At 23.1% G+C, this 16,567-nt stretch carries 16 protein-coding genes; 6 read left to right on the top strand and 10 right to left on the bottom strand.

What is annotated here, in order from left to right:
• Window positions 1-397 precede the first annotated feature (397 nt).
• Window positions 398-1,900: a leucyl aminopeptidase gene (locus TGUWTKB_RS02550; protein ID WP_041063292.1), complete on the top strand. Its 1,503-nt coding sequence runs from the start codon at window positions 398-400 to the stop codon at window positions 1,898-1,900.
• 473 nt (window positions 1,901-2,373) lie between these two features.
• Complete coding sequence (locus TGUWTKB_RS02545) at window positions 2,374-5,244, top strand: valine--tRNA ligase (RefSeq protein ID WP_041063290.1); 2,871 nt, start codon at window positions 2,374-2,376, stop codon at window positions 5,242-5,244.
• A gap of 31 nt (window positions 5,245-5,275) precedes the next feature.
• On the opposite strand, the gene dcd is transcribed toward TGUWTKB_RS02545, so the two are convergent.
• Window positions 5,276-5,857, bottom strand: a complete 582-nt coding sequence (gene dcd / locus TGUWTKB_RS02540) for a dCTP deaminase (RefSeq protein ID WP_041063288.1) — start codon at window positions 5,855-5,857, stop codon at window positions 5,276-5,278.
• 145 nt (window positions 5,858-6,002) lie between these two features.
• Entirely contained in the window at window positions 6,003-6,962 is a 960-nt protein-coding gene (gene trxB / locus TGUWTKB_RS02535; RefSeq protein ID WP_041063286.1) for a thioredoxin-disulfide reductase, read from the bottom strand.
• A 162-nt stretch (window positions 6,963-7,124) separates the two neighbouring features.
• Between trxB and lolA the strand changes: the two genes are divergently transcribed.
• From lolA to infA, 3 genes are all read left to right on the top strand, one after another.
• Complete coding sequence (gene lolA / locus TGUWTKB_RS03400) at window positions 7,125-7,718, top strand: outer membrane lipoprotein chaperone LolA (protein ID WP_082018170.1); 594 nt, start codon at window positions 7,125-7,127, stop codon at window positions 7,716-7,718.
• A 68-nt stretch (window positions 7,719-7,786) separates the two neighbouring features.
• Complete coding sequence (gene serS / locus TGUWTKB_RS02525; RefSeq protein WP_041063282.1) at window positions 7,787-9,076, top strand: serine--tRNA ligase; 1,290 nt, start codon at window positions 7,787-7,789, stop codon at window positions 9,074-9,076.
• Window positions 9,077-9,219: 143 nt separating this feature from the next.
• Window positions 9,220-9,438: a translation initiation factor IF-1 gene (gene infA / locus TGUWTKB_RS02520; RefSeq protein WP_041063281.1), complete on the top strand. Its 219-nt coding sequence runs from the start codon at window positions 9,220-9,222 to the stop codon at window positions 9,436-9,438.
• Window positions 9,439-9,483: 45 nt separating this feature from the next.
• Here the strand turns inward: infA and cysE are convergent, their stop codons facing one another.
• From cysE to TGUWTKB_RS02500, 4 genes are all read right to left on the bottom strand, one after another.
• On the bottom strand, window positions 9,484-10,329 hold the full coding sequence (gene cysE, locus TGUWTKB_RS02515) for a serine O-acetyltransferase (RefSeq protein WP_041063280.1): 846 nt from the start codon (window positions 10,327-10,329) through the stop codon (window positions 9,484-9,486).
• A gap of 45 nt (window positions 10,330-10,374) precedes the next feature.
• Window positions 10,375-11,388, bottom strand: a complete 1,014-nt coding sequence (gene gpsA / locus TGUWTKB_RS02510) for an NAD(P)H-dependent glycerol-3-phosphate dehydrogenase (protein ID WP_041063278.1) — start codon at window positions 11,386-11,388, stop codon at window positions 10,375-10,377.
• Between the two features lie 68 nt (window positions 11,389-11,456).
• The gene (gene grxC, locus TGUWTKB_RS02505; protein ID WP_102007741.1) at window positions 11,457-11,729 is read right to left on the bottom strand and encodes a glutaredoxin 3; all 273 of its coding nucleotides are present in this window, start codon (window positions 11,727-11,729) and stop codon (window positions 11,457-11,459) included.
• Window positions 11,730-11,752: 23 nt separating this feature from the next.
• The gene (locus tag TGUWTKB_RS02500; protein WP_158499410.1) at window positions 11,753-12,127 is read right to left on the bottom strand and encodes a rhodanese-like domain-containing protein; all 375 of its coding nucleotides are present in this window, start codon (window positions 12,125-12,127) and stop codon (window positions 11,753-11,755) included.
• A 306-nt stretch (window positions 12,128-12,433) separates the two neighbouring features.
• On the opposite strand from TGUWTKB_RS02500, the gene lysA reads away from it, so the two are divergent.
• Window positions 12,434-13,690, top strand: coding sequence for a diaminopimelate decarboxylase (lysA, locus tag TGUWTKB_RS02495; RefSeq protein WP_041063272.1), 1,257 nt, complete (start codon window positions 12,434-12,436; stop codon window positions 13,688-13,690).
• A gap of 86 nt (window positions 13,691-13,776) precedes the next feature.
• On the opposite strand, the gene TGUWTKB_RS02490 is transcribed toward lysA, so the two are convergent.
• The 4 genes from TGUWTKB_RS02490 to TGUWTKB_RS03430 form a co-directional block, all read right to left on the bottom strand.
• Window positions 13,777-14,361 (bottom strand): DedA family protein, encoded by a 585-nt coding sequence (locus TGUWTKB_RS02490; protein WP_041063268.1) that lies wholly within the window; start codon window positions 14,359-14,361, stop codon window positions 13,777-13,779.
• A 115-nt stretch (window positions 14,362-14,476) separates the two neighbouring features.
• The gene (locus TGUWTKB_RS03345; RefSeq protein ID WP_052459568.1) at window positions 14,477-15,343 is read right to left on the bottom strand and encodes a peptidoglycan DD-metalloendopeptidase family protein; all 867 of its coding nucleotides are present in this window, start codon (window positions 15,341-15,343) and stop codon (window positions 14,477-14,479) included.
• A 207-nt stretch (window positions 15,344-15,550) separates the two neighbouring features.
• Entirely contained in the window at window positions 15,551-15,703 is a 153-nt protein-coding gene (locus TGUWTKB_RS03415; protein ID WP_158499409.1) for a hypothetical protein, read from the bottom strand.
• 125 nt (window positions 15,704-15,828) lie between these two features.
• The gene (locus tag TGUWTKB_RS03430; RefSeq protein ID WP_041063266.1) at window positions 15,829-16,101 is read right to left on the bottom strand and encodes a hypothetical protein; all 273 of its coding nucleotides are present in this window, start codon (window positions 16,099-16,101) and stop codon (window positions 15,829-15,831) included.
• Window positions 16,102-16,567: the final 466 nt, after the last annotated feature.

Below are 16,567 nucleotides of genomic sequence, written 5' to 3'. Positions count from 1 at the left end.
TCCTTATATAATTAATGTTATTATAATTAAAAGAAAAAATAAGTTTAGAATACATTATATTAAATATAAAAAAACAAATAATCGTGATTGCATGATTACTATTGAACTACTTTAAAAGTAATTACAACATATAACAATAAAATAAATATTATAATAATTTAAGTAAGTTTTTAATGAATCTTCATTTATCATCTTGATATAAAATTAAAAAAAACTTTTTAAACCATTATTGCTAATTATTAAATTCAGTATAATTTCTAATTGCTTTAGAAATTTTAATATATTTTTATAATAAACTTATAAATTTTATTAGACTAATTAATTTAACACTAATTGACATAACTTTATTTATTATATATATATAAAATTGTTTTTATAAAAAAATTTAGGAAAACATATGATATTTAATATCAAAAAATTTGATATAGAAAAAGAGCATATTGATTGTATAGTTACAGGCATTTTTTCTCTAAAAAATTTATCGAATTCAGCTACAATGATAGATAATTTAAGTAATGGTTATATAAAAAAAATATTAAGTTATGGGGAAATGCAAGGAAAAATTAAACAATCCTTAATATTGTATAATATTCCTAATATAATATCTAAAAAATTTTTATTAATTGGATGTGGAAAAAAAAATAAAATTAACGATGATCAATATCAAGAAATTATTTGTACAATTGTAAAAAATTTAAATAAAATGTCAATGAAAAAAGTTGTTGTTTATTTGAATGAATTAAACGTTGAAAAAAGAGATTTGTATTGGAAAATACGTCAATTTATAGAAATTTTTTATGAAAAAACTTATATTTTTAGCTTAAATAAAAATAAACAAAAAACATTCAACAATACATATGAAATAATTATTCATCTTGAACAAGAGAGTGATTTTTCTATTGGAAAAATTGCTATAAAACACGCTTTAGCAATTGCTTCTTCAATAAATATTGCAAAAAATATTAGCAATTTACCCTCTAACATTTGTAATGCTGAATATATTAGTCATAAAGCTAAAGAAATGGAAAATATTTATAATAATATTCATACATATAATATATATGAAAAAGATATGAAATTGTTAGGTATGAACGCATATTTAGCAGTTGGATCTGGATCAGAAAATCAATCTATAATGTCAATTATCCAATATAATAACTCTAAAAAATCTATAAAAAACCCTATAATATTAATAGGGAAAGGTTTAACTTTTGATTCTGGAGGATTATCAATCAAACCTGCAGAATCAATGTCACATATGAAATATGATATGTGCGGTGCAGCAGCAGTATATGGTATAATCAATATGATAGCTACTTTAGAGTTACCTTTATATGTAATTGGAGTATTAGCATGTTGTGAGAATATGATAGGGAAAGGTTCTATGAGACCAGGTGACATTATTACAACCATGTCAGGAAAAACTGTAGAAGTGTTAAATACAGATGCAGAAGGAAGATTAGTTTTATGTGACGTTCTTACTTATGTACAAAAATTTAATCCAGAAATTGTTATTGATATTGCAACTTTAACAGGAGCTTGTTCAGTAGCACTTGGTACAGAAATAAGTGGTCTTTTTTCTAATAGTACTTATCTGATAAACGAGTTATATAAAGCATCAAAATATACTTTAGACTATGTTTGGCATTTACCTATTTTTAAAAAATATAAAAAACAGCTTAATTCTAAATTTGCAGATATAAATAATATCGGTGGTCGTATGGGTGGAGCAATTACAGCAGCTTGTTTTCTAGAAAGTTTTGTAAAAAAATATCAATGGGCACATTTGGATGTTGCAGGCACAGCTACAAATGAAGAAAAAAAAGTGGAAGCTACTGGTCGTCCTATCCCACTTATATCTCAGTTTCTATTAAATCGTGTTAAAAGTTTATTAAAATAATGTTTAATAAAACAAATGAAAATTTTTATGAAAATCTATGTTTTTATTTATGAAATAATAAAAAAATTTTAATAAATGAAGCTGAATATATAAAATATATTACACTTAAACTAGGATCCAATGTGTTAGAAAAAATTCTTAATATTTTATCAAAACAGAAAGTGAACCATTTTATTAAATAAACTATTTTAGATATATCTATTAAGCTGTTTTATTTTTTATCATTTATCTACAAAAAAACAAATATTCTTTCAATCGTAGAAATCTCATGATAAAAAAAAAGAATACTTTTAAATATAGTATATTGATTAATTTATGTAAAAATATGCAACTCTTTAAAAGAAAAATTTTTAAAAATTATTAATTTTACTTCTAAAAATGAAAAAATAATAATATTAACAAACAAACGTTACAGATTTTATGAAAAATGAAGAATTCATTTATTTATTAAAAAATAAAAAAACATTATAAAAATGAAAAAAAAATATAGTCCTAAAGAAATTGAGCAAAAAATTTATAAAAATTGGGAAGAACAAGGTTATTTTAAGCCTACTAATAATAGTAAATTAAAAAATTTCTGTATTGTTATACCTCCTCCAAATATTACTGGTCATTTACATATGGGGCATGCCTTCCAACAGACTATAATGGATATTATTATTCGATATCATCGAATGAGTGGCCATAATACTTTATGGCAAGTGGGAACTGATCATGCAGGAATTGCTACACAAATAATTGTAAAAAATCAAATTAATATTGATAATAAAAAAAAGATTAATGATTATTCAAGAAACGATTTTATTGAAGAAGTATGGAAATGGAAAGAAAAATCAAGTCAAATTATTACAAATCAAATGCGTCGTTTAGGAAACTCTATTGACTGGACTCGTGAACGTTTTACAATGGATAAAAATTTTTCACAATCTGTTAAAGATGTTTTTATTCGTTTATATAATGAAAAATTGATTTATAAAAAAGAAAGATTAATTAATTGGGATTCAAAACTTCTAACTGCAGTTTCTGATTTAGAAGTAGAAAACAAGCTAATTAAAGGATCAATGTGGTATATTAGATATTTTCTTACTGAAAAGAATCAAACTACAGAAAAAAAAAATTATTTAGTAGTAGCTACTACTCGTCCTGAAACATTATTGGGGGATGTAGCTATAGCAATAAATCCAAAAGATCTACGTTATAGACATTTAATTGGAAAAACAGCAATAGTACCGATTATAAATCGTACTATTCCTATTATTGCTGATGAACATGCAAACATTAAAAAAGGTACTGGTTGTGTAAAAATAACACCCGCTCATGATTTCAATGACTATGATGTTAGTAATCGTCACAATTTACCTGTTATTAAAATTTTTACTAAAAATTGTAGCATTCGTCATGTTTTAAAAATTTATAATAATAACTATTTTTCAAAAAAACTTTTTTCTAAAAAAGTTCCTTATTTTTTAATAGGATTAGATCGTTTTTCTGCTAGAGAAAAAATAGTAAAAAAACTAGAAAAACAAAAATTCTTAGAAAAAATTGAATTACATGATTTAATGATACCTTATGGTGATCGTAGTGGTTCTATTATAGAACCTATGTTAATGAATCAATGGTATTTACGAGTTGATGCTCTATCCAAAACAGCTATTCAAGTTGTTAAAGAAAAAAAAATTCAATTCTTTCCAAAAAATTATAAAAATCTATATTACTCTTGGATGTATCATATTAAAGATTGGTGCATTTCTCGTCAAATTCTATGGGGTCATCGTATTCCTGCATGGTATGACAATAAAGGAAACATATATGTAGGAAATAACGAAAAAGAAATTCGTTTGAAACATTGTTTATCTAAAGATTTAAAATTAAATCAAGACAAAGATGTTTTAGACACATGGTTTTCATCAAGTATGTGGACTTTTGCATCTTTAGGGTGGCCTCAAGAAAAAAATTTCTTAAAAAAGTTTCATCCAACTAATGTATTAGTTAGCGGTTTTGATATTATATTTTTTTGGATTGCTAGAATGATTATGATAACTACACATATAATGAAAGATGTGCATGGTAATCCTATAGTTCCTTTTAAAAATGTTTATATTACGGGATTAATTCGCGATGAGTATGGAAATAAAATGTCAAAATCGAAAGGAAACGTTATTGATCCACTTGATTTAATTGATGGTATTTCTCTTGAAGACCTCTTAAAAAAACGCACTTTTAATATGATAAAACCAAAAATTGCTAAAAAAATTTTTGAAAACACCATTAAAAAATTTCCTAATGGTATTAGTGCTTATGGAACTGATGCATTAAGATTTACATTAACAGCTATTGCATCTAATGGAAAAGATATTAATTTTGATATAAATAGATTAGATGGATATCGAAATTTTTGTAATAAACTATGGAATGCTAGTATTTTTATAATGTTAAATACTAAAAATTACAACGAAAAACAAAAGAATAAAAAATTTTTAGTTATAGATTATTGGATTCTTCATGAATTTAATATTTTAATAAAAAATTATAGAAAAGCTTTAGATACATATCGTTTTGATTTAGCAGCAAATTTCATTTATGATTTTGTTTGGAATAAATTTTGTGATTGGTATTTAGAATTTTTTAAAGTAATCGCAAAAGAAAATAAAAAAGAAATAAATGGCACTCAATTTACATTAATTACAGTATTTGAATCGTTATTAAGATTGGCTCATCCTATTATTCCTTTTATTACTGAAGAAATCTGGCAAACAATAAAAAATAAAAAAAATCTTGATAAAGAAAATACGATTATGTTACAACCTTTTCCTAAAGAAAATATTGTTTATAAATATTTAAAAGAAAAACAACAAATAATATTGATACAAAAAATAATTAGTACAATAAGAAATATACGTAATGAGTGTAAAATATCTCTAAATACATTGCTTAAGGTATATTTTGAAAGTTGTCTAAAAAAAGATCAAGAATTTATAATTGATTATAAAGATTTTATAATAAAATTAGCAAAAATTGATGATTTGTTTATTTTTTCTAAAAAAGAGAAAAACAAAGGAAATTATATAACTAAAACAATCGATAAAAATACAAAGTTATTTATTAATATTGAAAATTTTAACATTAATTATGAAGAGCAAGTAATATTATTAGATAAAAAATTAATAAAAGTAAACCGTGAAATAGCAAAGGCTAGTAATATTTTAGAAAACAAAAACTTTTTAAAAAATGCTCCTAAACAAATTGTTGATAAAAAAAATGAACATTTAAACCAATTGATTTTTTTAAAAAATCAATTATTAGAAAAACGAAATATGCTTGATAAAACATCAAATAAAATATAAAATTTTGCAATGAAGTAGTTTTAAAATTTTATTAATCTTTATCTATTCGACTTTTAATAATATGGTTTTGTTTGTAATATTTAGAATTAACACGAGAATTATAAGGACGTATTGCATGTCCAGAAAGTTTTTCAAAACTTATTGCTGCAATTATCATTTTTTTCCTTAATGCTAACGGTAATTTTCCAGAATTATAAAGTTCTAAAACAATATGTCCTGACCATCCTGGATCAATACGGTGTGAAGTAATATGTACCATTAAACCTAATCTTGCTAAAGAAGATCTTCCATCCAACCATCCTACTAAATTATCTGGTAAATTAATATATTCATAAGTTAAAAAAAGAACTAGTTCACCTGGATGTAAAAAAAAAGCTTCATTTTTTTTAAGGTGTTTTTCTTTACTCATAATTTTTTCCAGAGCATTACTAAGTTCATTTTTAGGACCACTTAAATCTATAAAAGGCACATTGTTTCCACAAAAAGTACGAAATCGATCTCCCAAATGAATATCTAAAGTAGCACCGTTTATGTGTTTTTTTAATGGTTCAGGAGAAATAACTATTTTTTTTTTATTTAACCATATTTCAATATCTTGATCACATAGTTTCATATTTATTTGTATCTTCTAAAAATAAAAAAAAATTTATATATTTAAAAAAATATGCTTTTAAAAAAAACAAATGACATTTGAATATATAATTAATTTTATAGTCATATTTTTAATAGAAGCATTATTTAGAATTATTATTGCTTAATTATATTTGTTCTGAAAGATAGCGTTCAGCATCTAAAGCTGCCATACATCCACTTCCTGCAGAAGTAATTGCTTGTCGATACACCGAATCGATAACATCTCCTGCTGCAAATATGCCTTTTACGCTTGTTTGTGTAAAATTTTCACGAGTATGAGATATTTTAATATATCCATATTTATCTAACTTAATATCATTTTTTAAAAAACCTGTATTAGGATCATGACCAATAGCAATAAAAATTCCCGATATTTGAGTTAATTCTTTATATTTTTTACTATCCAATGTAGAATTAATTAGTGCTCCAGTGACGCCATTTGAATTTCCAAAAATTTCAATCATTTTATAGTTTTTATACAGAACTATTTTTTTACTTTTAACATATTTAGTTAGGCGATTGATTAAAATTTTTTCCGCACGAAAGTTTTCTCTACGATGTACTAAATAAACTACGGATGCTATTTTAGATAAATAAATAGCTTCTTCTATTGCAGTGTTTCCTCCACCAACTACCACTACTTTTTTATTAGCATGAAAAAATCCATCACAAGTAGCACAAACAGAAACACCTTTTCCTTGGAATTTTTTTTCAGATTTAAGTCCAATATATCGTGGCGATGCACCGGTAGCAATAATAATTGAATTAGCTGTATAATTTTTATCTCCTGTTAATTTAAATGGAAAAACTTTTGTATTAATTTCTTGAATGTGATCAAAAATAACTTTAGTATTAAATTTTTTAACATGTAATTCCATTCGTTCCATTAAAGATAATCCAGTTAAAGATTTAAAATCTCCTGGCCAGTTTTCTATCTCTTGTGTAGTAATTAATTGACCCCCTTTTTGTAATCCAGTAATAATTAAAGGATTTAAATTAGCACGAGCAGCATAAATACCTGCTGTATAACCAGCTGGTCCTGATCCTAATATTATTAGTTTTTTATGTATATTATTCTTTTTCATAAATTATATTATATTTATAGTCAAAAACAAAATTTATTGTATAATATAATGCATATTATTAATAAATCTACAAAATAATAATTAATTCATAATTTTTTTATATTGATCTAAAAATTATAAAAATGGATTCATTCAAACAATGAAAAAAAAATTATATAAAATATTTTTTGTTCTTTTGTTTTTTTTTTAACTAACAATATTTCAGCAATTTCTTCTACTCAAATATTAAAAGAACGCTTAAGTAAAATTAGTAATTTCTATGTTAAGTTTACACAAAACGTTACTGATCAAGAGGGTAATAGTTTTCAAAAAAGTAATGGAGAAATATGGTTAGAATTTCCTAATAAGTTTAAATGGCATGTTCTTCTTCCAGAAGAAAGTTTTATCATATCTACAGGTAAAGAAATTTGGTTTTATGAACCAAATATTAAGCAAGCTAGCGTTTCTTTCCTAAAAAAAATTTTTAAAAATTTTTCATTGTTAAGTTTTTATAGAAAAAGTAATTTAGCAGACTATGTGATTAATCAAAATAGAAATACATTTATCATACACTCTAATAAAAGAATATATAATAATATTAAGGAACTTAAAATAAACATTTTACCGTCAGGTAAAATAACTGATGTTACTATTTCAGAAAACGATGGTTTATGTACAAAGTATCACTTTTATGATTATCAATACAATATTATTTTTAATAATCAATTTAAATTTTTACCTCCAAAAGATACAATGATAGACGATCAAAGATATTAATGGATAATTAACAAGAAAGAAACTAATTAACACATAAATTAATATTTCATACTTAGAATGTTAAAAAAATGATTGATATAAACACATTACGTCAAAATTTAAACGACGTTGAAAAAAAACTACAAAGTAGAGGGTTTCTTTTAGATAAAGAGAAATTCATTGTTCTTGAAAAAGCTAGAAAAAAATTACAAATAGAAACAGAAATTTTACAATCTAAAAAAAATAAATTATCTAAAATTATAACTAATGATTTAGAACATAAAGATGAGATAATAAATTTAAAAAAGAGTAAATTAATTAATCAAAAAATAAATAGTAAGCAAAAAGAATTAAAAAAAATACAAAAAGATTTATATGATTTTTTAATTGATTTGCCAAATATCCCAGATAAAGATGTTCCTATAGGTAAAGATTCAAAGGATAATAAAGAAATTTTTCGATGGTTTCCTAAAAGCATTAAAAAAAATTTTGTTCTAAAAGATCATGTATGTTTAGGAGAAAATCTTAAAGAATTAGATTTTGAATCTGCAACAAAATTAACAGGATCAAGATTTGTTGTAATAAAAGGTAGTATTGCTTATTTATATCGATCTCTTATACAGTTTATGTTAGATTTACATACTATAAAACATAACTATATAGAAACTTATGTACCTTATATAGTAAATCATACAAGTTTATATGGTACTGGACAATTACCAAAGTTTTCGGATGAACTATTTCATATTAAACCACTGCAAGAATCTAATAAAAATCAAAAATATGCACTTATTCCTACAGGTGAAGTGCCATTAACAAACTTAATTCGTAATAAAATTTTTGATATAGACAAATTACCATTAAAATTTGTATCTTGTACTCCTTGTTTTCGATCAGAAGCAGGATCTTATGGACGAGATACAAGAGGTATGATTCGTATGCATCAATTTGATAAAGTTGAATTAGTAAAAATTGTTCATCAAGAAGATTCGTATGAATCTTTAGAGAAATTAGTAGAACATGCAGAAACAGTTCTAAAATTACTTGAGTTACCTTATCGTAAGATATTGCTTTGCACTGGAGATATGGGTTTTTGTGCAAATAAGACATATGATTTAGAAGTTTGGTTACCTGCACAAGAAAAATTTTTAGAAATATCTTCATGTTCGAATATGGAAACTTTTCAAGCACGCCGTATGCAAGCAAAATATAGAGATAAAAAAGGAAAAAAACATTTTTTACATACTTTAAATGGATCTGGATTAGCTATCGGTAGAACATTAGTAGCTATATTAGAAAATTATCAATTGTCTGATGGTAAAATACAAATCCCTAATGTTTTACAAACTTATATGCAAAATTTAAAATATATTGGATAAAAATATTTAATTACAGTATGATAAATCTTACTTACTAAAATTTTCATAAAAGATTTGATATCAATTCTTTACAGAACAAAGAAAATAAGGCAATATAAAAATACTTAATAAGTATAAATGTATATATATAGAATTAAATATCGATGATAAAAGAAGAAAATATTGAAATGCAAGGTACTGTTTTAGATACTCTTCCAAATACTATGTTCCGAGTGGAATTAGAAAATGGTCATTTAATTATTGCACATATTTCTGGAAAAATGAGAAAAAATTACATTCGTATATTAACTGGTGATAAAGTTACTGTTGAACTCACACCGTATGATTTAAGTAAAGGTAGAATTATATTCCGTAGCCGTTAAAATATTAAAGTTTTCTTGAAATAAAAAGGAAGATCAATTATATAACTAGATGCCATCACCATATTCAAAACCTGAAATTAATATACTAATTTGGTGTTTATTATTTTCTGAAAAACTATTATTAACTATTGATTTTTCAATAATGCGTGCTGGAACTCCTACAGCTGTAGTATTAGGAGGAACTGTTTTTAATATAACAGAACCAGCCGCAATTTTTGAATTTTTTCCTATTTCAATATTACCTAATATTTTTGCACCTGCTCCGATAAAAACGCCTTCTTTTATCAAAGGATGACGATTTTTGTTTTTTTGATAATCACTTTTTTTGTAAGTTCCACCCAGCGTAACAGATTGTAAAATTGATACATTATTTTCTATAATAGTAGTAGAACCTATCACTATTCCTGTCGCATGGTCAAGCATTATCCCATACCCAATTTGGGCTGCAGGATGAATATCAATAGAAAAAAATGATGACATTATATTTTGTAAATAAATTGATAATTCACGTCTATTATTATTCCATAACCAGTTATTAATTCTATGTATTTGTAATGCATGAAAACCTTTGAAATGAAGAAAAGGTGTAGAATATTTATTTATTAGAGGGTCTCTATTATATATCGCTTGAATATCTAAAATTGCAGAATTTATAATTGATGGTTTTTTTTTATAAATTTTCTTAAAAATATTATAAAAAGTTACTAACGATATAATAGATAATTTAGATAATTTGTACGATAAAATATAACTTAGTGAATCATCAAAATTTTCATGTTTTAATACCATATTATAAAAAAATTCTTTTAAAATAGGTTCATTATGCAATAAATATTGCGTTTCTTTTTTAATATTTTGCCAAATTTTTTTTTTTATTTTTTTTTCTAACATAATTTATTCTCTTATAATTTTTTAATTATTTATAAAAAAAATTATTTAATACTGATCTTCTTCTTTTTGTTTTCTTTGTAATAAATTTAACACTGCTTCTTGTACTGATTTATTAGAATATAAAATTTGATAAATTTGTTCAGTGATTGGCATATCAATTTTTAAGTTTTGTGATAACATCCAAACTTCTTTTGTACTTTGATAACCTTCAATTACTTGACCAATTATTTTTTTTGCTGTATAAGTGCTGTTTCCTTTACCTAATAACTTTCCGAACCTTCTATTTCTTGATTGATCATCTGTACAACTAAGAACTAAATCGCCTAAACCTGCCATTCCCATAAAGGTGTTTGATTTTGCTCCTAAAGCAATTCCTAAACGACTCATTTCTGCCAAACCTCTTGTAATTAAAGCGGTTCTTGCATTTGCTCCAAAACCAATGCTATCAGATATACCGGCCCCAATAGCAATAATATTTTTAACGATTCCACCTACTTGTACTCCAATACAATCAGAATTTTTATAAATACGAAAATTTTTCCCACAATACAATTTTTTTTGCAAATATTCTGCAAAATTTTCATTAAACGAAGCTAACGAAATAGCTGTTGGCAAACCTAAAGCTAATTCTTTAGCAAACGTTGGACCTGATATAATAGCTAAAGGAATCATATTACCCAGAATTTTTTTTGCAACATCATGTAACAAAAGTCCTGTACCTTGTTCTAATCCTTTTGTAGCCCATAATATTTTAGACTCTCTTTTTAAGAGAGGTTTTATTTTTTTTAGAATTGAACTAAATGCATAACTAGGAACTACAATAATCAAAGTAGGGCTAATATCAACTATTTTAGATAAATCAGATTCAACAATAAGATTATCAGGAAAAAAAATTTCTGGAAAACATAATTGATTACAGCGATTTTTTTCTAGTTGTTTTAAATGCATTTTGTTATGCCCCCATAAAAATATGGGATATTGATTATTTTTAGCTAAGGTAATAGCTAAAGCAGTTCCATATGACCCTGCACCTATAATACTAATAGAAGATTTTGACATATTTTAGAAAATTATTATTATTGTTAATAATTTATAACAAATATTGCTATATAAACAATTAATTTAATTTAAATTGAAAAATTTTTATTTTTTTTTAAAATAAAATCAAGTTTTCTGTTTTTTTCTAAATTATATAAATCGTCACATCCCCCGATATGTTGATTATCAATAAAAATTTGTGGAACTGTTTTACGATTGCTTCTATTAATCATTTCTTTACGTTTTTCAATATCGTTATCAATTTTAATTTCTTTAAATAATACTTTTTTTTTTTTCAATAAAAGTTTTGCTTGATGACAAAAAGAACACATTTCACTTGTATAAATCTCAATTTTTTTAATCATATGGAGAACATCCTAACTTTTTAGTATTTATTTTTTATTAACGGTAATTTATTTTTTTTCCAACCATTTATACCATCTTTTAATACAAAAATATTTTTAAATTCTAACATTTTTAATTTTTTTGCAAATGTATTTATATTATAACCAGTCATAGAAACTATAATAATAGAATGATTTTTATATTTTTTTAATATATTTTTTTTAATTTCTTCAAAATTTAACAAATTTATATGTATAGCATTTACTATATGACCATTTTGATAATCTTTTATAGAACGTATATCAAATATAACTGCATTTTTTCTATTTATTAATTCAATTGCTGTATTTTTATCTATAATTTTTCCAATAGCAAAAAAATTTTTGATACACATAATAATAATTAAAAAAAACATAAAAAACCATATTAAGAATAATATTAAATGATTTTTAATAAATAATGTTATTTCTTGCATAATTTTTTTAGTTAATCATTGTATATTTACAATATAATTTTTAAAGAAATATTTTTTATGTAGTTTTTATATATTGAAAAATTTATGTTAAAAGTTTTATAAACAGTATATAAGGTTAACATATTTATGTTATTTAATTAATAATTAAATAATATATTATAAATATAAAAAAAAGTTCAATTTTATATATAAAAAGTATAATAACAATATTTCTTTAATACAATCACTGTATATTATTTTATTAAAATGTTTACTAATATAAAAAAATTATTAAAAATAGCAAAATACTACAAACAACCATTTTGGGTATATGATGCGAATATAATTTACAAAAAAATTCATCAACTAAAATTATTTGATACTATAAGATTTGCGCAAAAATCTTGCTCAAACATTAATATTTTAAAATTCATGAAAAATTTAAATGTGAAGATTGATGCTGTATCTTTAGGAGAAATTGAACGTGCACTAATAGCTGGGTATCAAACAAAAAATCATGATATTGTTTTTACAGCAGATTTATTTGATATTCCTACTTTAAATCGCATTAACGAATTAAAAATACCTGTTAATGCAGGTTCTATCGATATGTTACACCAACTTGGTAGAATTTCACCTGGACATTTAATATGGATTAGAATTAATCCTGGTTTTGGTCACGGACATAATAAAAAAACTAATACTGGAGGTATAAATAGTAAACATGGAATCTGGTATACAGATGTTCCAATAGCATTATCCGCAATTAAAAAATATCAATTAAGATTAATAGGCATACATATGCATATTGGTTCTGGAGTTAATTATTATCATCTAAAAAAAGTATGTAAAAAAATGGAAGAATGTGTACTAAGTTTAAATCATGATATAAAAATTATTTCTGCTGGTGGTGGTTTAACTGTTCCTTATAAAAAAACTGATAAAGCTATTGATACAAAACATTACTTTGATTTATGGAATTTATCAAGAAAAAAAATATCATCCCACCTTGGGCATAAAGTTCATTTAGAAATTGAACCAGGTCGATTCTTGATTGCAGAGTCAGGATTGCTAGTAACTCAAGTATTTGCTGTAAAAAAAATTTATAAACGATATTTTGTTTTAGTTAACGCAGGTTTTACAGAATTAATGCGTCCATTATTGTATGGAAGTTATCATAATATTTCTATTATTAAAGAAAACGGAGATCATATCACTGAAAAAAAATCATCTCAAACTTATAACACTGTAATTGGAGGACCATTATGTGAATCAGGTGATATTTTTACTCAAACTGAAGATGGAACAATAAAAGATCGCATGATGCCTAAAATAGTAGTTGGAGATTATTTAATTTTTCATAACACAGGGGCGTATGGTGCTTCTATGTCATCTAATTATAATAGTCGACCTTTAGTACCAGAAATTTTTTTTAAAGAAAATCAATTTTATGAAATTCGTCGATCTCAAACAATACAAGAGCTTTTAAATTTAGAACTAAATAATAGAAAAATTATTTTTTAATAACAAATATAATTAATATCAATTATATTTGTTAAAATTAATTATATACTAATTTTTTAATAAAAATTTCTCAATTTTTATTAAAACTACTTTTTTTTATAAGCACGAATAAAAAAATTGAGAAGAAATATAAAAAGTATTGTAAATATGCTAATTAAAAATACAATCTTTAAACTATGATTAAATTTATAAATCCAAGGAACAATAATGGCACCTGAAAAATAACCTATAGTGATACAAAAAGTAGCCCAAATACTAGTACCTATTACATTTAATATCATAAATTTAATTGATCTTAAATAACTATTTCCTATAATAATAGGACCGATGATACGCAAACCATACATAAAACGTACACCAATAACAATTAAATTAGGATATTTATGAATTAAATTGTGAAGTTTAATAATATAATAATTATATTGGTTAAATTTTTTAAAAATTTTATCTCCATATATTCGTCCTATCCAAAATAAAAACTGATCACCTATGAAACCACCAATTATCACTACAATAACTGATCCATAAAAATTCAGTAAACCTTGATTAACGGCTATCCCGCCAATTAGTATAATAGTTTCTCCTTCTATAAGACTACCTATAAAAAGCGCAAGATATCCGTATTGTATTATGAATGTATTAATATTAAAATTTAATGTAAATTGTTTCATTAATTTAACTAGATTAAAATAATTTTTGTTTAAAATTAATTTAATGAGAAATTAGTTATCTTAAATCAATATTATTTGAAATCCTATTTAATTTTGTAAAAAATTAAAAAATATATTATTGTTTATGAATATTTGGCTTTAATGGATCAACTGCTTTTTTATTTAACCATAATTCATAGTGTAAATGTGGTCCAGTTGAACGTCCCGTATTTCCTGATAAACCTATACAATCACCTTGCTTTATTTTTTGCCCAATTTTGACTAATATTTTTTTTAAATGCATATATCGTGTTATAAATTTTCGATTATGTAGCAAAGTTACATATTTCCCTGCTGTTTTACTTTTTTTAATCTTAATCACTTTGCCATCACTTACAGAAAATATTGGAGTGTTAATAGGTGTTGCAAAATCTACTCCTTTATGAGGTAATATTTTTTTTGTAATAGGATTAATACGTTTTGGATTAAACTGAGAAGAAATTTTATAATTTTTTATGATAGGTAAATTAATAAATCCTTTTTTAAATTGTATTTCAGTATTATTAAATAATATTCCATTATTTGAATAAAATAGATAAGAATTTTTATTTAAATAATGTAAACGTAACCCGAATAATTTATTTTCTATGAAAAATGTTTTATAATTTAGCTTCCATTGCATAAATTTAATAATATTAAAAAAATTTTTATCATTTAATGAAATATATTGAGCACTATTATTTATAGTACTTAATGTTTTTTTTTGTACTTTATAATTTATTTTTTTGATATCTTTTTTTATTGATTTAAAATTATTTTTTTTAGATAATATAAATTGATCATTATATCTTTTATAAAGATGTTTTTTTTGTAAAAAGTAATTATGTCTTTTAATATTATAAATTTTTTGATGTATTATTGATAATAACTCATTAAAATTTTTGCTATTTTTTATATTAAAAAATAATAAAAAAATTGTTAAAGAAAAAATTATTTTTAACATATTGCGATAATTTTTGATAAAGTAATGAAAAATTAAAAAAATGAATAAGTTATTATTTGCACTATATTAATTTTTTTATTTGATTTTTATTAAAAACGGTTAATCTATTGATTTTAAAATTTTTTATTAATTTTACACTATCCATGGAATATTTATTTTTTTTATTGAAGTAAAAAAACAAGCATTTATCATTCTTCTAGAAGTTCTTTATGAAAGCTCTTTTTTCAAAGAGGTATTTTTTAAAAACATATTCAACAATTTTATTTCTTTTTCAAGTGTTATTGATAAATAATATAAACTTACTAACGATCCTTCTAAAAATTTATTAATAATTGTTGTCAATAAAAACCTTATATCCATATAATATAGCCCTTGTTGATCAGTATTTGAGATTTTTCAAGCTAATAGTTTCATTAATGGATTTATATGTTGTAAGAATTTTAAAAATAATGTATACGGCGTAATAATAGTTTTACTATTATTCTTCAATTTATTTTTGTTATACAAGCAAAATTTAATACACTTTTTTTATCAGTTTCAATATCTAAAATAGATGTATTCTTCAAAAGAATTTTTTTTAAATTTATTGCAGAATAAAACCCTAATTTTTGAAATATACCAAATCTATCATTTAAAGGTTCAGCCAATTCAATGATTTTAGTTGTAGTACTAATTAATGTAGATAGTTTTAATTCTATTTTAATAAATCGAGAATTCGATTTTTCTATGGGCATGATATCTATTTTAAAATCTTCCATAGTTGAAGTATTCCTTCTTTTAGAAGAGGTAATTTATCAATTTTCATCAAAAAGTATATTTTTATTATCTAAGTTGATTAATATCACTGCTAAATTTCCTGATTTCTCTGAATTTGGACCGGATTCTGGTTTAAAAAATACCTCCAAGTTCATTTATAATAATATTATTTTACTTAAACCTGGTTATCTAAAAATTAATAAATAATCTATAGAGCTTTTTAAAAAAATATAACTTTTATAAATATTTTTATTTATTTAGTTATATTTTTTATTTGATGTATTCTTTAAATAACTTTTGATTAAAAAATATGATCAAATTATTTTTACTGATTTAGTATCTTCTCTCTAAATAAAGAATTTCAATATTTCATAAAGTAATAGTTGATCATTTTTTTTTAAACTATTCAAATAGTTAATGTTTTATCATACTAACTGCTTCCTTTATGTTTATATTCTAAATAAATTA

The organism is Candidatus Tachikawaea gelatinosa (genome assembly GCF_000828815.1).
In the GTDB taxonomy this organism is placed as follows: Bacteria; Pseudomonadota; Gammaproteobacteria; order Enterobacterales; family Enterobacteriaceae; genus Tachikawaea; species Tachikawaea gelatinosa.
This window is presented reverse-complemented; position numbering and strand designations above follow the sequence as displayed.